The sequence below is a fragment of the Thermodesulfobacterium commune DSM 2178 genome (assembly GCF_000734015.1).
Taxonomy (GTDB): domain Bacteria; phylum Desulfobacterota; class Thermodesulfobacteria; order Thermodesulfobacteriales; family Thermodesulfobacteriaceae; genus Thermodesulfobacterium; species Thermodesulfobacterium commune.
On sequence record NZ_CP008796.1, the window covers coordinates 997619 to 1021228 of the forward strand.

The 23610-nt window shown below is 35.9% G+C and carries 20 protein-coding genes, 1 tRNA gene and 1 pseudogene; 9 read left to right on the forward strand and 13 right to left on the reverse strand.

Annotated features, from left to right (window positions below; all coding sequences use genetic code 11):
- Positions 1-15 precede the first annotated feature (15 nt).
- The 7 genes from HL41_RS04990 to HL41_RS05020 all read right to left on the reverse strand — a co-directional run bounded on the left by HL41_RS04990 (position 16) and on the right by HL41_RS05020 (position 7412).
- The gene (locus HL41_RS04990) at positions 16-897 is read right to left on the reverse strand and encodes a YicC/YloC family endoribonuclease (protein WP_038060740.1); all 882 of its coding nucleotides are present in this window, start codon (positions 895-897) and stop codon (positions 16-18) included.
- Positions 885-1805, reverse strand: coding sequence for a tRNA (adenosine(37)-N6)-dimethylallyltransferase MiaA (gene miaA, locus HL41_RS04995; RefSeq protein WP_038060743.1), 921 nt, complete (start codon positions 1803-1805; stop codon positions 885-887). Before miaA ends, HL41_RS04990 begins: the two co-directional genes overlap by 13 nt.
- Positions 1802-3487 carry a DNA mismatch repair endonuclease MutL gene (gene mutL, locus HL41_RS05000; protein WP_038060745.1) on the reverse strand — a complete coding sequence of 562 codons (1686 nt, stop codon included), beginning with the start codon at positions 3485-3487 and terminating at the stop codon, positions 1802-1804. Before mutL ends, miaA begins: the two co-directional genes overlap by 4 nt.
- Entirely contained in the window at positions 3480-4559 is a 1080-nt protein-coding gene (locus HL41_RS05005; RefSeq protein WP_051754510.1) for a PIN/TRAM domain-containing protein, read from the reverse strand. Before HL41_RS05005 ends, mutL begins: the two co-directional genes overlap by 8 nt.
- Positions 4560-4569: 10 nt before the next feature.
- Positions 4570-5499 (reverse strand): malate dehydrogenase, encoded by a 930-nt coding sequence (gene mdh / locus HL41_RS05010; RefSeq protein ID WP_038060748.1) that lies wholly within the window; start codon positions 5497-5499, stop codon positions 4570-4572.
- A complete protein-coding gene (locus HL41_RS05015; RefSeq protein ID WP_038060751.1) occupies positions 5496-6050 on the reverse strand; it encodes an HD domain-containing protein in 555 nt (184 codons plus the stop codon). Before HL41_RS05015 ends, mdh begins: the two co-directional genes overlap by 4 nt.
- Positions 6051-6116: 66 nt before the next feature.
- On the reverse strand, positions 6117-7412 hold the full coding sequence (locus HL41_RS05020) for an NCS2 family permease (protein ID WP_038060810.1): 1296 nt from the start codon (positions 7410-7412) through the stop codon (positions 6117-6119).
- Positions 7413-7641: 229 nt separating this feature from the next.
- Here HL41_RS05020 and HL41_RS05025 point away from each other — a divergent pair, with 229 nt between their 5' ends.
- From HL41_RS05025 to HL41_RS05035, 3 genes are read left to right on the forward strand one after another with little or no spacing between them, the layout of a single operon-like run.
- Positions 7642-8292: a hypothetical protein gene (locus HL41_RS05025; RefSeq protein WP_038060754.1), complete on the forward strand. Its 651-nt coding sequence runs from the start codon at positions 7642-7644 to the stop codon at positions 8290-8292.
- Positions 8293-8295: 3 nt separating this feature from the next.
- Positions 8296-9018, forward strand: a complete 723-nt coding sequence (hisA, locus tag HL41_RS05030; protein WP_038060757.1) for a 1-(5-phosphoribosyl)-5-[(5-phosphoribosylamino)methylideneamino]imidazole-4-carboxamide isomerase — start codon at positions 8296-8298, stop codon at positions 9016-9018.
- Positions 9018-11009: a ribonuclease catalytic domain-containing protein gene (locus HL41_RS05035; protein WP_038060760.1), complete on the forward strand. Its 1992-nt coding sequence runs from the start codon at positions 9018-9020 to the stop codon at positions 11007-11009. The genes hisA and HL41_RS05035 overlap by 1 nt, the downstream gene beginning before the upstream one ends.
- Here the strand turns inward: HL41_RS05035 and HL41_RS09060 are convergent.
- Positions 11006-11803, reverse strand: a complete 798-nt coding sequence (locus HL41_RS09060) for a diguanylate cyclase (RefSeq protein WP_051754511.1) — start codon at positions 11801-11803, stop codon at positions 11006-11008. The two genes, HL41_RS05035 and HL41_RS09060, sit on opposite strands and share 4 nt — an antisense overlap.
- A gap of 96 nt (positions 11804-11899) precedes the next feature.
- A complete protein-coding gene (locus tag HL41_RS09930; RefSeq protein ID WP_081856479.1) occupies positions 11900-13105 on the reverse strand; it encodes an inositol monophosphatase family protein in 1206 nt (401 codons plus the stop codon).
- Between the two features lie 138 nt (positions 13106-13243).
- On the opposite strand from HL41_RS09930, the gene HL41_RS05050 reads away from it, so the two are divergent.
- The 4 genes from HL41_RS05050 to HL41_RS05065 all read left to right on the forward strand — a co-directional run bounded on the left by HL41_RS05050 (position 13244) and on the right by HL41_RS05065 (position 16598).
- Entirely contained in the window at positions 13244-13987 is a 744-nt protein-coding gene (locus HL41_RS05050; RefSeq protein WP_038060763.1) for a hypothetical protein, read from the forward strand.
- Between the two features lie 97 nt (positions 13988-14084).
- Positions 14085-14157 (forward strand) — tRNA-Asn (locus HL41_RS05055).
- 191 nt (positions 14158-14348) lie between these two features.
- Entirely contained in the window at positions 14349-15602 is a 1254-nt protein-coding gene (rho, locus tag HL41_RS05060; RefSeq protein ID WP_038060818.1) for a transcription termination factor Rho, read from the forward strand.
- Positions 15603-15914: 312 nt separating this feature from the next.
- Positions 15915-16598 carry a hypothetical protein gene (locus HL41_RS05065; protein WP_038060766.1) on the forward strand — a complete coding sequence of 228 codons (684 nt, stop codon included), beginning with the start codon at positions 15915-15917 and terminating at the stop codon, positions 16596-16598.
- A 30-nt stretch (positions 16599-16628) separates the two neighbouring features.
- Here the strand turns inward: HL41_RS05065 and HL41_RS05070 are convergent, their stop codons facing one another.
- Both HL41_RS05070 and HL41_RS05075 read right to left on the reverse strand, forming a co-directional pair.
- On the reverse strand, positions 16629-16835 hold the full coding sequence (locus HL41_RS05070) for a hypothetical protein (RefSeq protein WP_144241970.1): 207 nt from the start codon (positions 16833-16835) through the stop codon (positions 16629-16631).
- Positions 16836-17399: 564 nt separating this feature from the next.
- A complete protein-coding gene (locus tag HL41_RS05075; RefSeq protein WP_081856481.1) occupies positions 17400-17738 on the reverse strand; it encodes a transposase in 339 nt (112 codons plus the stop codon).
- A 126-nt stretch (positions 17739-17864) separates the two neighbouring features.
- On the opposite strand from HL41_RS05075, the pseudogene HL41_RS05080 reads away from it, so the two are divergent.
- Both HL41_RS05080 and HL41_RS05085 read left to right on the forward strand, forming a co-directional pair.
- Positions 17865-18710, forward strand: a pseudogene (locus HL41_RS05080) (IS256 family transposase); the annotation flags it as partial.
- A 126-nt stretch (positions 18711-18836) separates the two neighbouring features.
- A complete protein-coding gene (locus HL41_RS05085) occupies positions 18837-20042 on the forward strand; it encodes an IS256 family transposase (RefSeq protein WP_038549648.1) in 1206 nt (401 codons plus the stop codon).
- A gap of 6 nt (positions 20043-20048) precedes the next feature.
- Here HL41_RS05085 and HL41_RS05090 read toward each other — a convergent pair whose 3' ends face one another.
- Both HL41_RS05090 and lon read right to left on the reverse strand, forming a co-directional pair.
- Positions 20049-20888: an IS256 family transposase gene (locus tag HL41_RS05090; protein ID WP_051754514.1), complete on the reverse strand. Its 840-nt coding sequence runs from the start codon at positions 20886-20888 to the stop codon at positions 20049-20051.
- A gap of 294 nt (positions 20889-21182) precedes the next feature.
- Positions 21183-23603 carry an endopeptidase La gene (gene lon / locus HL41_RS05095; protein ID WP_038549650.1) on the reverse strand — a complete coding sequence of 807 codons (2421 nt, stop codon included), beginning with the start codon at positions 23601-23603 and terminating at the stop codon, positions 21183-21185.
- Positions 23604-23610 lie beyond the last annotated feature (7 nt).

Genomic DNA, 23610 nt, shown 5'->3' on the forward strand with positions numbered 1-23610 from the left:
CCCTCCTAAAAATTATTAAGCTATGTTTTGAACCTGTTCCCTTAATTTTTCTATCAAATCTTTTATCCTTACCGCCACCAAAGAAATGGCAGAAGACTGTGCTTTATTAGACAAAGTATTAATCTCTCTAAACATTTCCTGACATAAAAAGTCAAGCTTTTTCCCTGGGAAATCTTCTTCTAATGTCTCTTCAAAATGTTTAAGATGAACCTTTAGTCTGTTTAGTTCTTCGGTAAAATCTATCTTATCAAGAAGATATACCAGTTCCTGATAAAATCTATTTTCGTCTAAATCTCTAACTCCTATCTCTTCTGCGAATTTCTGAAGCCTAAGTCTTAATTTTTCGGTGTTCTCTTGGATTACCTGAGGTTTTAAGGTTTCTATTTCAGTTATCTGTTTCTTTAAGTCTTCTAAGTGTTTTTTTAATACCTCTTTTAAGTACATCCCCTCTTTTAGTCTTGAGGCTTTAAGTTGTTCTAAAGCCTCCTTTAAAGGTGGATAAACCTCTTCCCAAAGTTTATCAACCTCCTCTTCTTTATCTTCTAACATAAGATATTCTCTAAATCTCAAAAAATCGGAAAAAGTTAATACTTCTTCAAAATCTAAGGTTTCTTTTAATGTTTCCAAGGCCTGTTTAAGGTTTAAAGCTGTCTGAAGGTCTAAAAAGACCTCTCTCCCCTCAGCAGGAATTCCTGTATGCTTTATCACAACTTCTACTTTTCCACGAGAAACGTGCTCTATTATCAGCTTTCTTATCTTTTCTTCTAAAAAGGTATACCTTTTAGGTAATTTTAAAGAAAGGTCTAAATATTTCGAATTTACACTTTTTATGTACACCGTAACCTTAAAACTATCTATCTGAAAACTGGCCTTACCAAAACCTGTCATGCTTTCCATGATAACCTCTCTTTTACCCAGTTTAAGATTTTTTCTTTCTCTTCGGGCGAAAACCAAACTACATCCGGTTCTTTTTTAAACCAGGTAATCTGTCTTTTGGCATAACGTCTTGTATCTCTTTGAATAAGGGTTATTGCTTCATCTAAGTTAATCTCTCCCTCTAAATATTTTATCAAGTATCCATAACCTATCGCTCTAAACACCTTCAAGTAAGGACCAAAACCTCTTTCCAAAAGCCTTTTAACCTCCTCTATCCACCCTGCCTCAATCATCTTGAGAACTCGTTGATTTATCCGTTGATAAAGCTCTTTTCTGGGTAAAAGCAAACCTATTTTGAGAAAATTATACCGCTTTTTATGAAAAAAAGGATTTTCCTTATGAAAAGAGGAAAAAGGCTTTCCGGTGGCATAAAAGACCTCCATAGCCCTGGTAATCCTCACTTTATCTCTACGCGAAATTTTGTGGGCATATTCAGGGTCAACCTTCTTAAGCTCTTCGTATAATTCCTCTAAATTTTGTTCTGCCTTTTTTTGGACTTCTTTTCTGATGTCCTCAGGTATCTCTACCGAAAAAAGGCCATATTCTAACGCCCTAAGATAAAGTCCTGTACCACCAACTAAGATAGGAAGTTTTCGCCTGGTCAGTATCTCGGCTATAACTTTATCAGCTAAGTCTACAAACCTTGCGGCGTTAAACTCTTCTTCTAAGTCTAAAACATCATAAAGATGATGAGGGACCTCTTTTTTTTCTTCCTCCGTGGGTTTAGCTGTACCTATATTTAATTCTTTGTAAAACTGTACAGAATCAAAGTTTATGATTTCTCCGTCTAAATGTTTGGCTAAAAATAATCCTACCTCAGACTTCCCTACTCCAGTGGGTCCTAAGACCACCAATCCCTGTATCTTCATAGCTTACGTTTTAATCTTTTTTCTATTTCAGAGACCTCGATCATCCAGTAAAGAGGACGCCCATGAGGACAGGTTTGAAGGTTATCTTCAAAAAACCTCTCTAATAACTGATAAACCTCAGCTTCGTGCAGAAAATCTCCTTTTTTCTTAGCAAGCTTGCAAGCATAACCTGCCAAAACCTCATCTAATAAAACCTTAGGATCTCTAAAATCATTTTCTAAAAGGTCTTCTAACACCTCTCTCACTTCCTCATCAAAACCTGCAGGGACTTTGGTTAAAAAAACTTTATCTTCAGACACCTCAAAACCAAACCCTATCTCTTCTAAAGCTTCCTTTTTATTCTTAAAATTAACTAATCCCTCTTGGGTCAACCTTAAAGATAAAGGAAACAGACATTCTTGACAAGCTCCTTTCTTATATCTCCTCTTTAATTCTTCAAACATCAAGCGTTCTGAAAGGGCATGCTGGTCTATCAAGTAAAGTTTGTCTCCCCTTTCTACCAAGAGATAGGTTTGCAAAAAACTTCCTAAGTATTTAAAATCCCTGGTTTTAAACGTTGGTAGTTGAAACTCAGAGATAGATAAAGCCTCTTTTCTTAAAGAAACCAAAGGTTGCCAATCATTTTTATAGTCCAAAATGTCTTCTTTGGTATTTAACTTTTCGTCATAAAAAGTTTCTCGGTAAAAAAACTTTTTCTCAGAAAAAATCTTTTCTACAGCAGAACTCAACAATTGATGTAAAGCTTTTTCATCTCTAAACCTTACCTCCCATTTAGCAGGATGTACGTTTACATCTATCAGATGATAGGGAGCTTTAATAAATACAACTCCTGCCGGAAAACCAAGATTTCCATAAAACGGTTTTAACGCAGTAAGAAGGATCTTAACTATTTTTTCGTCTTTTATCCATCTTTGATTTACAAATATCCAGATATATTTCGTATGAGGAAGGGTATAGGAGGTATCGGTAAGGATTAAGTCTATGATATAAGGTGGATTTTCTAATCGAACCTCTTTAAAATATTTCTGATCGATTCCCGTTATTTTTTGTAAAAGCCTTGGTAAAGTCCCCCCTTCCCATGAAAAAAGTATTTTTTCTTTTTCGTCCTGGGTTTTAAGCTCAAACCTGATTTCAGGATGGGAAAGACTTAATCCCTTAACCACCTCGGTTATTTTTAAAGTTTCTGTTTTAGGAGACTTAAGGAAGGCTTTTCTTGCAGGTAGGTTAAAAAAGAGGTCTCTGACCACTACCACAGTCCCTTTTTTAAGATTAACAGGCTTTATGTTTAACTCTTGACCTCCTTCAACCTCTATCTGATAGGCTATATCCTGTCCCTCTCTTCGGCTTGCTATCGACATCCTTGAGACCTGAGCAATACTGGCAAGGGCTTCGCCTCTAAATCCATAGGTAACTATCTTAAAAACATCGGCAAGATTTTTTATTTTGCTGGTAGCAAAATGGTGATAACAAAGCTTTAGATCTTCTAAATCCATCCCTTCTCCGTCGTCATAAACAGAAATCTCTTTTAACCCTCCTTCCTTTATCACTACCCTGATATAAGAAGCTTGAGCATCAAAAGAGTTTTCTACCAATTCTTTTACCACGGAAGCAGGTCTTTCTACCACCTCTCCCGCGGCTATTTTTCCTCTTATCTCTTCTGGTAAAATCGAAATTTTAGGCATGTTTTTTTATCTGAGTAAAAATTATCCTTCCGCTTGAAGAATGTAAAAGGTTGGTTACCACCACCTCTACCTCTTTTCCTATAAGAGCCCTTCCATTTTCTACTACCACCATGCTTCCGTCTTCAAGATAACCTACTCCCTGTCCTTTTTCTTTACCTTCTTTTAGTATATAAATTTTAAGTACATCACCTGGATGTACCGGAAGTCTTAAGGCCAAGAATAGGTCGTTTATGTTAAGTACCTCTATCTTTTCTAACTGACAGATTTTATTTAAGTTATAATCTGTGGTAATTAGTTTAGCCCCTGTTTCTTTACAAAACTTGATAAGTTTTTCATCGGTAGACATTTTAGGATAGTTAGTTTCCACGATTGCTAAGTCTACTTTAGGAAGATTTTTTAATTCGTTTAGTAAATCTAAAGCCCTTTGTCCCCTTTCTCTTTTGATAGGATCGGTGCTGTCTGATAAAAATTGAATCTCCTCTAAGATAAACTTGGGTACTATAAGTTTACCCTCAACCCACCCTACTTTTGCTACATCTACAATTCTACCATCTATTATAGCACTGGTGTCAAGCACCTTTAAATTTTCTTTAAGCCAATCCCTTTGAGAATCCTTTTTAGCTAATTTTTTAGAAACGGTGGAAATTGGAGTAAGAGCTTTAGTAACTATCTTTTCTAAAATCTTTTCTATCATGTCAGAAACTTTTAATTCTTGAAATTTTTTACCTCCAAGAACAAGACCTAAATATCCTAATCCTAACATACTCATGACATAAAGAAAAATCTCCCAAACCGTGTTGCCTAAAACCTGATGGAATACAGAAGAAAAAAGTTTAGCAACCCCTAATCCTACCAGCAAACCAATGGAGCTCCCTAACAACTGTAGAAAAGGTAGATCTCTTATCCTTTTTTCTATAAAAATAACCAATACACCAAGAAAAAAACCTGCAGCCCCACCTAATAACGGAAAAACGTAGCCTTTTTCAGGATAAAAATAAAACAAAATGCCACCACCCAAAATAGTACAAACAGCTATAAAGATGATTTGGAAAAGATGCTTACCACCTAGCATTGCACCTCCTTTACTTAATAGACAAATACGAAAGCAGTTCTTTACAGTGTTCGGCACACCTTTTTAAAGCCTCTTGTTCTTCAGGCAAGAGTTTGAATTCTATCACCCTTTCTACCCCTTTTCTTCCTAAAACCACAGGTACTCCCAAAAAAACCCCTTCGATTCCATATTCCCCTTCTAAGTAAACAGAGCAGGTTAACACCCGTTTTTCATCTTTTAAAATACTTTCAACCATTTCTATCACAGAAAGGCCTGGTGTGGTGAAAGCACTACCTGTTTTAAGGTAAGAAACAATTTCTCCTCCACCAAACTTAGTCCTATAAACTATCTCTTCTATTTTTTCCTTAGGAAGAAGTTCGGTAACAGGAATCCCAGACACATTGGCCAATCTCACCAAAGGAAGCATCAGATCTCCATGAATTCCCATCACCAGGGCTTGAACGTCCTTAGGACTTACCCCTAAAGCCTCTGCTAAAAAATAACGATAACGAGCTGAATCAAGCACTCCTGCCATTCCGATAACCCTCTCCTTAGGGAACCCAGTTACTTTAAAAGCTACATAAACCATCGCATCAAGAGGATTAGAAACTACGATTACTATGCTTTGAGGAGCATATTTTTTAACATTTTCTGCGCAAGAACTTACTATTTTCTCGTTAATGCTTATCAGATCTTCCCTTGACATCCCTGGTTGTCTTGGCTTGCCGGCGGTAATAACTACTACGTCTGCACCATCAAGAGCTGAAAAATCCTCTGTACCCCATATTTTTCCTGAAAATCCAAAAAGGGGGGAACTTTGTACCAAATCTAAAGCTTTACCTTTAGCAAGGTCTGGTATGATATCGATAAGAACGACCTCACGGGCAGTATTTTTAACCATCGCCCAATGGGCACAACTTGTCCCAACTGCACCTGCTCCAATAATAACCAACTTACTCATAAACTCTCCTCCTTGTTAAGAAATTCTTTATACCAAGTTTCAAAGATACGAACTTTCTCTTCTCCGTACTTCCTAAGTTCCTTTTTTATCTCCTCTACCGACTTCTCTTTATCTACCCTTTCAGGAACCTTAGAAAAAAATTTGTCTGCAAAGGCTATGATTTTTTCTTCTAAGGTCTGCGGTACCATATCTCTTAGAGGAAGAGGAAGTTTTTTTTCTATGATCTCTTGCTTGGTAATACCCACCCCTATGTGTCTTTCACAAACCAAAGCGAGGTCTAAATATCCCTCTTTCTCAAGAATATCCCTACCTATCACTCCATGCTTAATATAAGGCTCTGTAGCTTGTTCATTAAACTTAGGGAAATAAGTAAAAAAACATCCTATATCATGCAACATAGCTCCTTTATAAACAAAATCTAAGTTTACCTGGGGGAATTTTTTGGCTATTTCTAGAGCCTTTTTAGCAACTGCCTGAGAGTGGTTAACGATAAGATTTAAAAACTCTGGATTCCCCTTGCCGTACTTTTCAAGCAAACTTAAAGGATCCATAGGATCGACCTAATATTTAAAATTATAACCCCATCTATCACGTTGTAAACCAAAGTTATCATAAACCTAAAAACCTATTATTAGTTTAACTATAAAAAACAAGGCTATCAAAAAGGTAGGGATAGGAACTTCTCTTCTTTTACCAGATAAAAGCTTCAAAAAGACATAGCTTAATACTCCGATGATTATGCCGTTTACTATGCTAAAAGTTAAAGGCATGAACATGATGGTTAAAAAGGCAGGCAATCCTTCGGTGTAATCTTCAAAATCTATTTCCTTGATGGCGGTTAACATAAAAAGCCCTACCAACACCAAAGCAGGAGTTATAGCAGCAAGAGGAATTAATAAAAAAAGAGAAGAAAAAAACAAAGCTAAAGAGAAAAAGAAAGCAGTGAAAACAGAAGTAAGTCCTGTCCTTCCTCCCTCTGTAACTCCCGAAGCACTTTCTATATAAGCAGTAACTGTCGAAACCCCCAAAATAGCCCCTAAGGTTGTGCTTATAGCATCTACCAAAAGCCCTCGTTTAAAGCTTATACTTTCTTCGAATCTTTCTTCAAGTCTTGCTTTAGTAGAAATTCCTATAAGTGTGCCGATGGTATCAAAAAGATCTATAGAAAGAAAGGTGAGCATGATAATTAAAAAATCCCCTGACCAAATGTTACTAAAATCAAACTTAAAAAAAACTGAAGACGAAGAGAAAGGTAAAGACAGAAATTGAAAACCCTCTAATCGAGTTACTCCCAAAGGAATCCCCAAGACTGCGGTAATAAGGATACCTAAAAGCAAAGCCCCTTTTATCTTAAAGAAAAGTAAAGCCCCTGTAATAATTATTCCTAAAAGCCCTAAAAAGGCTTCAGGGTTGGTTAAGTCTCCAAGTTGAACGAGAACATTAGGATTTTTAACCACGATGTGAGCATTTTGAAGCCCTATAAAGGCTATAAAAAGGCCTATACCTACAGAAATTGCTCTTTTCAAATTCTCAGGGATAGCTTTAGCGATAGCAGTTCTAAGGTTGGTAACTGTAAGGAAGATAAAAATTATTCCTTCTAAAAACACAGCAGTAAGAGCTGTTTGCCAAGAGTATCCCATCCCTAAAACCACGGTATAAGTAAAAAAGGCACATAGTCCTATCCCAGGGGCTAAAGCAAAAGGTAAATTAGCATAAACTCCCATCAAAAAAGTAGAAAACATACACATCAAAACTACAGAGGTAAAAAGAGATTCCTTAGGCATTCCCGTTTTAGAAAGGATAGAAGGTACTACAGCAAGCACATAAGCCATCGTCATGAACGTGGTAAAACCTGCTATAAACTCTGTTTTTACATCGGTATTTCTTTGTTTTAACTTAAAGATCCGTTGGATAAAACTTTCTAAATTTTGTAGCATATCTCCTAAACCTTTAATTTTTTTGAAAATATAATGCAAATATATTAATAAAACTCCCTTTCGTCAACTTGAGGTTTTATTTTTTTAATACCACTTAAAAACTGTTTATGTTTTAAGGCTTTTTTGTTTTTTTCTGTTTTAGTAGATAAACCTGCTTAGTATGTTATAATACGTGATAATACTAAAAATTAACTGAGAGGTTTTTATGAAAAAACTTCTTTTTTACCTTGGGTTATGTTTGGTTTTACTTTGTGGAGGATGTGCAACCTCTCCTCCTCAAACTAAATCTACGATCACCTCTTTTAAAACCATTCTAATTCTTCCCTTCGAATATTACAATCCAGAGCAACGAGAAATTTTCATAGTACCTTTTAAAGGAATAATTTCAGGTCCCATCAAGATGTCAGCCTCAGAAACCCTTAGCCAAGTATTAAAAGAACGGTTACTAACTGCCAACCTTCCTTATCAGTTTAAATTTCTTGTTCCTCAAGAGGCTGAAACTCTGATTTTAGAAACACTTGCCGAAAGCCAAAGTTTTTCTGAATTTATTAAAAGGTTAGCCTCTAAAACCGGGGTAGATGCTATCCTTTACGGAAGGATTTATCGCTACCAGGAAAGACAAGGGAGTGGTTTTTCTGTAAACGAGCCAGCAAGTGTGGCCTTTGTCTTGGTACTTTATGATGGTTCTTCAGGAAAAATTGTCTGGGCAGAAATGTTTGACGAGACCCAGAAACCTTTAAGTGAAAACCTATTAAACCTTAAAATCTACAAAAAAATTAAATGGCTTACCGCTAAGGAACTGGCTGAAAATGGAATTGAACTTCTTTTACAAAAATTTCCTGGTGCCAAGAGGTAACAAATGTTGGTAATCCCGGCTATTGACCTAAGAAATCATAAGGTAGTAAGGCTTTTTCAGGGAGATTATGAGAAAACTAAAGTATATGGAGAAAACCCTGAAGAATATGCCCGATTTTTTAGACAACAAGGAGCTAAAAGACTTCATATAGTAGACCTTGATGGTGCCAAGGAGGGGAAACCAGTCCATAAAGACCTGGTAATAAAAATTGCCCAAGGTCTTGACATTCCTGTCCAGGTAGGAGGAGGGATAAGAACAGAAGAGCATGTAGAGACCTATCTAAAAAATGGGGTCTCTCAGGTCATCTTAGGAACTAAAGCTGTCTCTTCGGTTGATTGGTTAAGAACCTTATGTAATAGATATCCTCAGAAAATAATCGTAAGTGTAGACGTAAAAGGTGAAAAGGTAGCCATAGCAGGATGGTTGGAAACATCAGAGGTGAACTATTTGGATTTTATAAAAAATCTAAAAGGCCTTAAGCTTTTTGCGATTATTCTAACCATTATAGAACGAGATGGTACCCAAAAAGGGGTAGAAGTAGATAGATTAGAAAAAGCACTTCAGTTTTCAGAACATCCTATTATTTTAGCGGGAGGGGTTTCTACTTTAGAAGATATTCAAAAATTAAAACCTTATGAAAAGTTAGGATTGATGGGAGTTATAACTGGGAGAGCCCTTTATGAAGGTACGTTAAACCTTAAAGAAGCCTTATTACTTGCGGAGTGATGGACCTTATTTTTTTAAAAAATAAGGTAGTAGATATTTTCTATCGAGAAAAAATAACTACCGCTTACGTTAAAGAGGTAAAAGGGAAACGCCTTCATATAGTTTTACCTTCTGGCAAAGAAGAGTCCATCAACTACCATGCTTTGGTATCCTTTGAAGAAAAACCAATTTCATCAAAAGACCTAACCCAGGTGGAGACCCTTTTAAGAGAAAAAAATCAAAAAAGAGAAAAACTAAAAGATATTTTTAACTTAGAAGAACTTTGGGAAGTGGTAGTTGACGAAGAACAACCCATTTTATTAGCTAAAGACCTGGTAGAACTTTTCCTGGGAAAAGTACCAGAAGAAGACGAAATCGCAGGGTTTTTACGAAAGGTCTGCGAGGCTAAACTTTATTTTAAATTAAAAGCACCTAACGAAGTAGAAATAATGCCTCGAGAGGAAGTAGAAAGGGAAATTCATAGGAGAGAAAAAGAACTCGAAAGATTAAAAAAATTAAACCAAGGTATAGAGTTTATAAAATCCTTAAAAGCAGGATCTATAGAAAAGTTTGACCAAGAAACTATAGACTTCTGGGGAACTGCTTTAAAAGAATATTTTTTATGGGAAGAGCAAAGTTCCTCGGGAAAGATGGTTAAAGACGTTTTAGAAAAGGCAGAAATTAAGGAACAAAATCAGATTTTTGACCTATTAGTTAAGCTAAACCTGTTTGACGAAGACGAAAACGTAGAGCTTTTGAAAACCAAATTTCCTTTAGACTTTAGTTTGGAAGAAATAAAACAGGCGGAAGAGATTTCTCGTTCCTCATTAGAGGATGAGCCTAGAGAAGACTTAACACATTTAGAGACTTTTACCATAGACGCTGAAGAGACAGAAGACTTTGATGATGCCTTAAGTTTTGAAGAGACAAAAGAGGGATATTTAATTTATGTTCATATCGCAGATGTGGCTGGATTTATAAAACCTGGGACCCCTCTTTGGAATGGTGCTTTAGAAAGAACTTTAACCCTTTATCTTCCTGAAAAAATCATTCCCATGCTACCTTTTTCCCTTTCTCACGAAAAATTTAGTCTAAAACAAGGAGAAATAAGGCCTGCCTTAACCTTTAAGATTTACCTGCAAAAAGACGGAGAGCTTAAAGAATTTAAAGCCACCTCCTCTCTTATTAAGGTAAAAAAGAGACTTACTTATAAAGAGGTAGACTCATATCTCAGTTCTGGAGAACCTTTCTGGCAAAAACTTTATCAACTTCTTATGCAGTTTAAACGAAAAAGGGAAGAAAATGGGGCTATCGCTATCTTTTTGCCTGAGGTTGAGGTTAAGGTGTCTGAGGATGGGACTATTTCAGTTTTCAAGGTAGAAATGACCCCTGCCAGAATGTTGGTGGCTGAAGCTATGGTTCTTACCAACTACTTAGGAGCCAAACTACTCCAACAAAATCAAATTCCTGGAATTTTTCGTTCCCAACCTAAACCCATAGAAGTAATAGAAAACTTTGAAGAAAACCTTTATCTTAAGCTCCTTCAACTGAGATATCTTGCGAAATCTGAAATTTCTCTTTTTCCAGAATATCATTCTGGATTAGGACTTGAAGCTTATGCTACCTTGTCTTCTCCGATAAGAAGGTTTGCAGACCTGGTAAACCAATATCAGCTAAAGGCTCTTATCGCTGGTACCCCTCCTCTTTCAGAAAAGGAACTCAACCAATTTTTACCAGAATTGCAAACTAACCTTCAAAGAGCAACCTTTCTTCAAAACAAAAGAGAAAAATATTTTCTACTTAAATACTTGCAAACCCAGGTTAAAGACCAACCTTTACAAGGACTGGTTTTGCAGGTACAAAACAAAAGGGCCAAAGTATACCTGGTTGATTTTAACCTTACAGGAGACCTGATAGGGTTCAAAGAAAACCTCAATCCTGGGCAAGAAATAATCGTTAAAATAGAAAAGGTCAACCCCAGATTAGAAATATTAAGACTGAAACTTGATTAAATTAAATTTTTATTAGCCTTTTTTTCAGAATACATCAAAGCATCTGCTGTTGCAAGCATATTTTCTATAGACTTTTCTAAATCCCCCTTATCTTCTAGCTGAGCAATACCAATAGAAATCTTAACATTAGGGATGTTATATATCTCCCAGTTTTTCTTAATCCTTTCAGCTACCTGAACAGCTTGCTCTTTGGTAGTATACGGTAATAAGATAACAAACTCGTCTCCTCCATATCTAAAAACCAGGTCTACCCCTGCTCTTACACTATTTAAAAGAGTTTCCCCTACCAGCTTTAGTAAAGCATCACCTTCTTGATGTCCAAGATTATCGTTATACCATTTAAAATTGTCAAGGTCTAGCATCATTAAACTAAGAGGATGTCTTTGCCTAAGGGCTTTATAGGCTTCTTCTCTTAGTTTTTCTTCAAAGAACCTCCTGTTATAAACCCCTGTCAAAGGGTCTTCTATCAAAAAACGCTTTATTTTTTTATCCAGGTAATATTCTTTAAAAAGTTTAGCCAACCTAGCTTTAAGTTCGTTTATAGTAAAAGGTTTAAAAACAACTTCATCTGCGCCTAAGTCAAAATAACGTGCTATATCTTCCTCTTTTAAAAAATTTAAAACTACACATACCTTAGATTCTTCGTAGAATTCTTTAACTTTGTTTAAAAGAAACGAAAGATCTTCTCCTCCTCTCCCCACCAATACCACCAACTGAAAAAGGTCTTCTTTAGAAAACTCCAGCCTTTCCACACTTATTATTTCTACCTTATAGGGCTCTAAAATTTCTTCCAAAAAAAAAAGTTACTTCTTTTCCCTGATCATAAATTAAAATTTTTGGATCCTCTTTAAGCTCTGTCTTTATTAAATTTAACCACTTAGCTAACTTCACTAAAATTCCTCTCTTTCTTTTTTTAAAAAATCTCTAAGGATCTGTGCATGGTCAAAAACTAAAAAATCCCATGGAATTTCTTCTAACTTAAATACTCGAGCCTCTTTAGCATCATCCATTCCTTTAAGCGTCCCTTTACCTTTAGCCACAAATACTGTAGAAATAGTATGAAACCTTGGGTCTCTGTCAGGATTTGAATAACAACCAAGAAGATATTCGAGCTCTATGTCTAAATTAGTCTCTTCTTTAGCCTCTCTTATCGCTGCCTGTTCCAGGGATTCTCCATAGTCTACAAAACCTCCAGGTAATGCCCACCCTTTAGGGTAATTTTTTCTATAGATTAACACGATTCCATCGCCAAACTTAATGATAATATCTACCGTAGGAAAAGGATTTTTATACGGTTTAAAGGTATCTAGATGGTATTTTGAGGTTATCTCTATCATAGCTTGATGAATATGACTGTTTGAAGCCACTATGGTGTTTAGGAAAGGATGGTAAGGGTTACCTAAATAATCTGTAACCTTACCCCCTGCCTCTTCCACAAGAAGGATTCCAGCTGCGGTATCCCAGGGTTTAAGATAGGGTTCCCAAAAACCTTCATACCTTCCACAGGCAACGTATGCCAAATCAAGAGCAGCAGAACCAAAACGTCTAACTCCCTGACATTTTGTCATAAACTCTTTAAATAAAGGGATAAACAAATCAGGACTATCCATGATTTTAGATACAGGAAAACCAGTACATAAAAGCGAAGATAACAAGTTATCTACCGAAGAAACCCTAATAGGATTCCCGTTTAGGTAGGCCCCTTGACCTCGTACTGCATAAAAAAGTTCGTCTGTCATCGGATTATAAACCATCCCTAAAACCGGTGTTTTACCTTGCATCAAGGCCACTGAGATAGCAAACCAGGGAAGACGATGAGCAAAATTGGTAGTTCCGTCTAACGGGTCAACCAACCAAAAAACCTCGGGCAACTCTTTTTCAGGGTGATAGCTTTCTTCAGCTAAAATAGAAGCAGAAGGAAAAATCCGTTTCAAACCTTCTTTAAGCTTTTCCTCAGACTTAAGGTCAACAGAGGTTACCAGATCTATTTTTCCTTTATGAAAAACCTCAACCGAAGAAAAATAAGACTGTTTTTGAAAACTGCCAACTTCTAAAACCAAATTTTTGAGAGGGTCTATCAGCTTTATCCAATCCATGATAAATAAAGGATATTATAATCTTCCAAAATTACAAGACACCTTCTTTATTTTTATTACTGATCGATAGGTTGACAAAAAGAGGTTTTAATTTCAAAATGTTATAAAAGCTTACCATCAGAGGATAAGGAGGGAAGGATGGATAAAAAAGGCTTGTCAATGATAATTTTCATGGTAATAGCTTGGGTGACCTTGGTTTTAAACAAGGGATTAGTTTACGCAGAAACTAAAAGTAGTCATCCTAAAATCACTACTGTTTCAACCTCACTCAAAGAAAAAAAGGAAATCATACCGAATGTGTTGAAGCTTGCTGTTGAAGCATCTACCCAACCTTTACCTAAGGAGATAGAAGTCATAAACCTTTTAGGTACGATAGACAAAAAAGTGAAGGCCTTAGGGGTAAAATACCAGGGAGGAAGGTACAATATATACAAAGACTGTCAATGGATAAAAGATAAACAAGTATGCTATGGTTATAAAGGCTTCCTTTCTTATGTTTTTGAGCTAAAGGATCCCGACGAACAAACCAAGGTTTACTCTATGTTTGAAGAGGCTAAAAAGATATATGGTGATAAACTCGATTTTTCTGTAACCAACACCTACTGGACGATAACAGAAAAAGACCTGGAAACCATTACAGAAGAGTTAAAGTTAACTTTAATAACTAAAGCTATAAAATTTGCCGAAAAGGTTTCTAAAACCCTTAATAAATCCTGTCATATCACTACCCTAAACCTTGACCAACGTGGTGATGGTATCGTCATCCAAAAAGCCTCTTTATTAAAAAGTTTTTCTGAAGAAAAAGCAACGATAGAGCCTCCAAGCCCCAAACAAGAACAAACAGTAGAACTTTCTGCCTATGTAGTTTTATCCTGTTATTAGTCTTTGAATGATTAAAAAAAATTTTAATGTTAATCCTATCAAAGGCCTTGACAAAATATGATTTTAATTTATTTTTATGAATAACTCATTGAAGTATTCCCCGGTAGCTCAATCGGCAGAGCGGTGGGCTGTTAACCCATAGGCTGCAGGTTCGAGTCCTGCCCGGGGAGCTTATTTTAATTTTTTTAAACCTGTGAGAATCTATCTTTGGATTAATCTAAAAATTTTCAACTATTAGGTTTCTTTAAATGTCTAAAAATTAAATCAAAGGAGTTTGCCGATGGAAGAGAGCCAAAAAGGAAAAAATATCGTTTCTTCGGAAGACAATGTAGACAAAGTTCTTGAAGAACTAGGTAGTCCAATCTATCTTTCAGAACTTAGGAGAAAAACCCTTACAGAGCTTTATTCTATAGGAGAGCAATTAAACATAGAAAACATCTATAACTATTATAAAAAATCTGATGTAATCTACAACATCATAAGCACTTTACTTAATAAAGGGGTAGAGATCATAGTAGAAGGCGTCTTAGAAGTTTTACCAGAAGGCTTTGGCTTTTTGCGGTTTAACGACTACAATTATCTTCCAAGTTCAGAAGATATCTACGTTTCTCCTCCACAAATAAGAAAGTTGGGTCTAAAAACCGGAGATACGATCTTAGGTTACATTAGACAACCTAAGGAAGGAGAAAAATATTTTGCCTTAGCCAAGGTGGAAAAAGTTAACTATCTTCCACCAGAAATAGTTAGAACCAGAACTCCTTTTGACCATCTTACCCCTATCCATCCTAACCAATGGCTTAGGTTAGAAACCACCCCAGATAATCTTTCAACCAGGATTATAGATTTATTTGTTCCCATAGGGAAAGGACAAAGAGGTCTTATCGTTGCACCTCCAAGAACAGGAAAAACGGTCTTGTTACAGAATATCGCCAATGGAATAGTAACTAATTACCCAGATGTATATTTAATCATTCTCTTGATAGATGAAAGACCTGAAGAAGTAACAGAAATGCAAAGAATCGTCCCCAAGGCTGAGATTGTAAGCTCTACCTTTGATGAACCACCTCAAAAGCACACCCAAGTTGCTGAAATTGTTATAGAAAAGGCCAAAAGATTGGTTGAGTGTAAATATGACGTGGTAATCTTACTTGACAGTCTTACCCGTTTAACCAGGGCTTATAACGTGGTAGTTCCTTCAAGCGGAAAACTTCTTTCAGGAGGAATTGATGCCAATGCCTTACACAAACCCAAAAGATTCTTCGGCGCTGCAAGAAACATAGAAGAAGGAGGTAGCCTCACCATCATTGCCACCTGTCTTATAGACACAGGAAGCCGTATGGATGAAGTAATCTTCGAAGAGTTTAAAGGTACAGGCAACATGGAAATAGTCTTAGATAGGCGCTTGGCTGATAGAAGGATCTGGCCTGCCATAGACATCCATCTTAGTGGTACCAGGAAAGAAGAACTTTTATTACCTCCTGATATTCTTCATAAAGTCTGGTTATTAAGAAAGGTCCTCTCGCCTCTGTCTTCAGTAGAATGTATGGAGTTCCTTATCGAAAAAATGAAAGACACCTCAAGCAACCAAGACTTTTTAAGCAAAATGAATCAGTAAATCGACAGAAAGCCTTGGTCAGGACCACCTACCAAGGCTCTATCAAGGTTTCCTATTTATTTTAAACCTTTCCTCGACTTTAGAAAAAGAGTAAGATAGGCATCAGATTTAATCCGTAGTGTTCTTTTAATTGTAAACAAAATAAAGAGTTGCCCTTTTAAACCTAACAGTCCTCTCAAAAAAAGAAAAGCATCTCTACATCTTGTAGAGGGATATTTTTACCTTAACATGTAATATAAAATTAGACAATCTTTATAAGCTTGATATAATAATTCAAGGATAATTAAAGTTATTATGCAATAGAATAGAAACATGAAAAACAAGCTTATTAACGAGTGGTGTCTGTTATGTGAACCTCCTTGTTTTAAATTTCGATATCATGCTACTGATTTAGATCTTTTTATGATTCGAGAAAAAATCCATCAACAAGAGCTTGATAGTGAAGCAAAGGTGAAAAAAGCAGATTTAAACCTTATTACAACTTTGCTTAGAAAAGGAAAAGGGTTGATAGAGTATTTTGATGAGCCGATGCAGTATCCTCAAGACCACTGGTGGTGGCATTTAGATAAAATTGTTGAAAAGTCCTATCCCCAGGAACTCCTTCCTGAATATCTTAGAGTGGTTTACGAAAAAGCTTTAAAAGGTGAGATCAAGTTAGCCTACGATTCTTATCAAAGTGAATTAATAAAAAGTTGGGTTTTATTCTGTGAATTTCCTGACGATCTTCTTTATTATGCTTCTGCACCTGCCCTTTTAGAAACAAGAGAGGAAATTCATCAACAAGGTCTTGATGATGAAGAGGATGTACAAATCGCTGATCTTATGTTAATAGAAGTTGTATTACAAAAAGGGGCAGATCCTTCTGACTTATTTGATGATCCTCAAAAGTATCCTTTTGACCACTGGTGGTGGCATTTAGATAAAATTGGAGAAAAAACTTATCCTGCTCAACTTCTACCGGAATACTTGAGAAATATTTATTTAAGAAATAAATAAAAACATTAACGGAGATATTTAAGTTTTTCTTTAAGAGGCCTTCTTAAATATCTCCTTTTTTTCTTTTTTAATAAGATAAGGAATCAAATAGGCTTCTACTAAAGTTTTTAAAAACACAACAACTAAAAAAACAACTAAAAATGTAATAAAAAATAAAACCATCAAAGGACCGATGAGAAGACCTATGATAGACTTTAAAGACAAACTCAACATAGCAGGTATACGAATGTATTCCAAAGTTAAAAGAATACATTAACTAAAGTATACTACTAATTTCTAAAGAAACAAAATATTTCTAACATTGCCAATTGATTTGGGAGTTCCCTTTATATCCCACATGATTCAGATGAAACTTATACTACTGCTACTCAAAAACCGAAGAGTGAAATTGCTTTATATCTCACATGGTTCAGATGAAACACGCATGAGGAAGTTTCCAAAAATTCTTCTTCTTTCTTTATATCCCACATGGTTCAGATGAAACCCAATTGTCAAAGAACATAAAAAAATTACATGCAAAAGCTTTATACATAAAAATTTTAAAACAATTTATAATTTTATCCACAACCTGAATTTTATTTTATCTGCATCAAACCTTCAATCGATTTTAAAAAAGCTAATAAAAAATATCTTCATTATGTAGCATTCATTAAGTTTATTCAAATTTTGGCAGAAAACCAGGTTCGATGCAAAATCATAAAATATTCCCTGTTATTTCCTTTTCAATTCCAAGGACTATTTTTCTGTAGTTCAACCTGTTCTCAAGACTGTAAAAATATATAGAATTATTTTCCATAGTGTTTATTTAATTGTGTCTGCCAATTTTGGGTAAGAAGTCTCCCTCCTAAAATTAGATATCGCTTCTTGAAATCCAGGTAAACTCCTACCCCTGTATCTCTCGTTCATCTCCAACAATACCAAATATACCACCTTACAAACTGAATCCACTCCCGAAAATACCTCTATCACCTTAGCCCTCATCAAGATATCCTTCATTAGCCTCTCTAATTGATTCGTAGTGTAAATAAACCTTCTAACCTCCTCCGGATATCCCATAAACGTCGTAAGCTCGTTAAAATTCTCCTCCCACTTCCTTACTACCTCCGGATATATTCTACCCCATCTCTCCTTAAACTTCATCGGGAGTAGAATATAAATTGTGTCTTTTAATAAAATATTTTAGAGGCATAATAAAAATTTTTAATATTTTTTAAATTAATGATAACATAAAACCTAAAAAACTAAACTAACCAGGAGGTCTTTAAAATGGGGAACTTAGACTTAGATTTAGAAAAAGTTTTAAGTGAAATCTCAAAAATTGAATCAAAAGAGGGTATCAAAATGGCTGCTGCACTCCTCTTAAACGCTCTCATGAAAAAAGAAAGAGAAATATTCCTTAGAGATAGTATTGATAATAAAGCTAATGGTTACTATGAAAGACAACTTGCCTGTTTCTTAGGTAACCTTGGTATCTCTGTCCCAAGAGATAGAAAATCTGAATTCAGACCTGCTATTCTTCCTCCTGAATGGCAAAAAGCTGATGAATCTTTCCAGGACTTTATCCTTAACCTCGTTCTCCAAAGCTACTCCCCCAATAAAATCAAAGCCCTCTTGCAATCTATGAAACTTCCCTACTCCCCAGAACAAATAGAAGAAATTAAAGAAGAATTGTATAACCAAGCCAAAGAATTAAAAACCAAAGAATTGCCAGAAAATTTGTTTGCTATGTTTATAGACGCTTATCATACTCAGATAAAAGATACCGAAGTCAACAGAATCAGAAAAGCAGTTATTTATAATATCATCGGAATAGATATGGAGGGAAGAAAAAATTTACTTTCTTATTACATTTATTTTGGTTCAGAGACGAAGGAGGACTGGCTCCAGATACTTAATGATTTGATAAAGAGGGGAGTTAAGAGGGTTATGGTAATAGTGAGTGATGATTTTCCTGGCCTTGCTCAAGCCATAAAAGCCCTTTTTCCTGAGACAGATCATCAGCTTTGTTTTGTACACATGCAAAGGAACATCAACAGGAACATGTCTAAGCAGGATGCTAAAAAATTTTATGAGGAGTTAAGCATTATAAAGAGGATAGAGGAGTATGAGAGGGGGGAGTAGAATATAAATTGTGTCTTTTAATAAAATATTTTAGAGGCATAATAAAAATTTTTAATATTTTTTAAATTAATGATAACATAAAACCTAAAAAACTAAACTAACCAGGAGGTCTTTAAAATGGGGAACTTAGACTTAGATTTAGAAAAAGTTTTAAGTGAAATCTCAAAAATTGAATCAAAAGAGGGTATCAAAATGGCTGCTGCACTCCTCTTAAACGCTCTCATGAAAAAAGAAAGAGAAATATTCCTTAGAGATAGTATTGATAATAAAGCTAATGGTTACTATGAAAGACAACTTGCCTGTTTCTTAGGTAACCTTGGTATCTCTGTCCCAAGAGATAGAAAATCTGAATTCAGACCTGCTATTCTTCCTCCTGAATGGCAAAAAGCTGATGAATCTTTCCAGGACTTTATCCTTAACCTCGTTCTCCAAAGCTACTCCCCCAATAAAATCAAAGCCCTCTTGCAATCTATGAAACTTCCCTACTCTCCAGAACAAATAGAAGAAATTAAAGAAGAATTGTATAACCAAGCCAAAGAATTAAAAACCAAAGAATTGCCAGAAAATTTGTTTGCTATGTTTATAGACGCTTATCATACTCAGATAAAAGATACCGAAGTCAACAGAATCAGAAAAGCAGTTATTTATAATATCATCGGGATAGATATGGAGGGAAGAAAAAATTTACTTTCTTATTACATTTATTTTGGTTCAGAGACGAAGGAGGACTGGCTCCAGATACTTAATGATTTGATAAAGAGGGGAGTTAAGAGGGTTATGGTAATAGTGAGTGATGATTTTCCTGGCCTTACTCAAGCCATAAAAGCCCTTTTTCCTGAGACAGATCATCAGCTTTGTTTTGTACACATGCAAAGGAACATCAACAGGAACATGTCTAAGCAGGATGCTAAAAAATTTTATGAGGAGTTAAGCATTATAAAGAGGATAGAGGAGTATGAGAGGGCCTTAATTAGATTTGAGGAATTATGTAAGAGTTATGAGAAGAAGTATCCAGCTTATATAAAGGGACTTTTGAAAAAGAAGGAGCATTATTTTGTTTATAAGAAATATCCTGAGGGGGTGAGGAGGTATATATACACGACGAATGTGGTTGAGAATATAAATAGCAGGATAGAGCTGATAAGGGTAAATACAGGGGGATATTTTCAATCAATCAAGACAGCAGAGGTTGCGATATACATAACAGTAAGTCGGATTCAGAAAATGAGATGGCAAAAACCACTTCTTTTAATTAAGTCTGCTTTATACGAATTGAGGCAAATGTTTGTGAAGAGATTTTATAAGGAGACACAATTCTCTTGACAAGTGTCACTTCATCAACCCCTCCCTCGCTTCCTCCCGATCCCCCGCCCTGTAAATACCTTTTAAGCTCTCTGCTACCCTCTCTCTGTCCTTATTCCTCACTTTCCTTAAACTACCCCTCACAGCATGCAGTACACAAAGCTGAAATCTTGCACCAGGAATTTCTATCCTCACTGCCTCCTTTAGTCCCCTCAATCCGTCTCCTATCACTACCTCTACCCTCTTTAGCCCCCTACCTTTAAGCTCTACCAATACCTCTCTCCAATTATTCGCACTCTCACCCTCAGAACCAAAAAGCCAAAAACCCAAAATCTCCCTTCTCCCCTCATACGTAAGCCCAACAACCACATATACCGGCTCCTTACTAACACTCCCTCTCCTTACACTTAAAAACGTAGCATCTACATATAAAGCAAAATACTCCTCCTCTACCTCTCGATTCCTCCATCTATCTATCTCTTGAGTCGTTACCTCTATAAGTCGACTAATACTTGCAGGAGAGTAATAAACTCCATAAATCGTTTCCATAAATCGAGAAACATCTCTAACACTTGACCCAGAAGCAAATAATCCAAGAATTACTTCTCCAAGATCAAGAGATGCTCTTCTTTTTTCTGGAAGGATTTTCGGTCTAAAATCTCCTTCTCTGACTCTGGGTACTTTAAGATTATCCAGAGCACCAAACTTTGTAATAAGACTTCTGGTATAAAACCCATTTCCTTTAGTTTCAGGATGTTCATCAAGGTATATTCTTCGTTCTTCTAAAGCCAGAGCTTCTATGGTTTCCTTTACTACTCTTTTAACTTCATTTTCAATGAAATTATACATGTCTTTTAAATCTTTCATAGGCTTCCCCTCCTTCTTAATTTTGAGGTTAACTTTATCATTTTTCCCAGGAGAGGGAGCCCTTACCCCCTAAAATTTAGACACAATTAATGAAACACTACCGAGACAGAATGAATTTAAATGTTGATTTTCGATGAATTTTTTTATTAAATGTTAATTTTCGATGAATTTTCTAATTATAAAAAATTAGAATCCCAAATCTAAGAATGATAATTTCTGGAGATAAAAGGGGGGTTCTACCGAGGAATTAACCCCGGTAGAAACCCTAATAAATAAGTAGACCTATGCTTATACTTAATGTTCTAAAGTTATAGTTTTTTCTGCAAGTTTTTGTTGTAGGTCTACCAATTCCCAGACATCTAACGTTGGAGCTTCTTTGAAGAGTTTCGAACTATCTTGAAGGTCTAACGCAAGCTTTAAGACTTCATCGACATTATCCACCAAAATAATCTCTAAATCTTTCAATATCTTGGGATTTATCTCCTTTAAATCTTTTTCGTTTTCTTTAGGAATAAGTACTGTCTTAATCCCACCTCTTATGGCTGCAAGAAGTTTTTCTTTAAGTCCACCTATAGGAAGTACCCTACCTCTTAAAGTAATCTCACCAGTCATGGCGACAGTATTTTTCACCGGTATTTTTAATAGTGCTGAAACTATTGCAGTTGCGATGGTAATACCTGCACTTGGACCATCTTTAGGAATAGCTCCTTCGGGTACATGCACATGAATATCTATCTTTCTATAAAAATCTAAAGGCAGTCCAAGCTGAAGAGCCCTTGACCTTACATAGCTCATAGCTGCTTGTACTGACTCTTGCATGACCTCACCAAGTTTTCCGGTTATCTGAAGATTATCTTTACCTGGCATGATAACCGCTTCTATCTGAAGCAAAGCTCCTCCAGTTTCAGTCCAAGCAAGTCCTGTAGCAATCCCTACTTGAGGTTTTTCTTCAGCGATCCCATACCTGTACTTAGGTACCCCTAAAAACTTTTCTAACTTAGAAACCCCTATCTTTATCGGCTTAAACTCCTCAGGATTCTTAGCCACCTCTCTGGCTATTTTTCTACAAATGTTAGCAATCTCTCTTTCTAAATTTCTTACTCCAGCTTCTCTGGTATACCTTCTAATTATTTCAAGCAAAGCCTTTTCAGTAATAGGTACCATCTCAGGTTTTAATCCATGAGCAGAAAGTTGTCTTGGGAGAAGATAGTTTCTGGCTATCTCTAATTTTTCTTCTTCAGTATATCCAGGAATTTCGATAATCTCCATCCTGTCAAGTAATGGCGCAGGGATAGTATAAAGAGAGTTAGCTGTAGTAATAAAGAGTACCTGGGAAAGGTCATAAGGAACTTCTAAATAATGATCCTGAAAGGCAAAATTCTGTTCTGGGTCTAAAACCTCTAACAAGGCAGCTGCAGGATCACCTCTAAAGTCCATACCTATCTTATCTACCTCATCTAAGCAAAAAACGGGATTTATGGTACCTGCCTTTCTCATGCCTTGAATGATCTTACCAGGTAAAGCCCCTACATAGGTTCTTCTATGTCCTCTGATCTCTGCTTCATCCCTTACACCACCTAACGATATCCTTACAAACCTTCTTCCTATAGCCTCAGCTATAGACTTAGCTAACGAGGTTTTTCCAACTCCAGGAGGTCCTACAAAACAAAGAATAGGCCCTTTGATGGACTTGGTAAGCTTTTGCACTGCAAGATGCTCTATAATCCTCTGTTTAGGCTTCTCTAATCCATAATGATTTTTGTTAAGTAAAAATTCTACCTTTTCTAAATCTATGTTATCTTTAGTTTTTTCATACCAAGGAAGGCTTAACAACCAGTCTATATAGTTTCTAACTACCGTAGCCTCCGCAGACATCGGAGACATCATAGAAAGTTTGTTAAATTCTTTCCTTACTATCGCAGCTACTTCCTTAGGTAATTTTTTCTTTTTGATACGCTTTTCTAACTCGGCAAGATCCTTTCTTCCATCCTCCCGTTCTCCAAGTTCTTTCTGGATGGCTTTCATCTGTTCCTGGAGATAATAGTCTCTCTGGGTCTTTTCCATCTGCTTCTTGACCCTTTCTCTGATACGAGCCTCAGTTTTTATAACTTCTATCTCACCTCTTAGATAGTTAAGCAAAATTTCTAAACGTTTTTTAACGCTGATTGTCTCAAGAAGCTTTTGTTTCTGTTCTAATTTAAGGTTTAAAATAGCAGCTAAACGGTCGCTAAACTCTGCTATATCTTCAATTTCTAAAAGATTAGAAACTGCATCTAAATTAAGTTTTTTGTTATAATTAGAATATTCTTCTAAGGATTCTTTGCAAAGCTTAAAAAGAGCTATACTTTCTACGTCATTCTCTAATAACTCTGTCTTAGGTTCAACCTCAACCATAAAAAAGTCTACATTCTCAAGAAACCTTATAATCCTTCCTCTACTAAGACCTTCTACCAAGATCTTTAAAGTACCATCAGGAAGTTTAAGAAGCTGCAAAATACGGCAGATGGTTCCTACTTTATAGATTTCCTCTTCTGTAGGATTGTCTATTTTAGCGTCTTTCTGAGCAGAAAGAAAAATAATTTTATCACCTGCATAAGCTTTTTCTATGGCAAGTATACTTTTAGCCCTCCCAATAAAAAGAGGTACTACTGTATTGGGAAAAATTACTATCTCCCTTAATGGGAGTAAAGGTAAAGTTTTTAGTTGAGTTTCCATAAGGTTA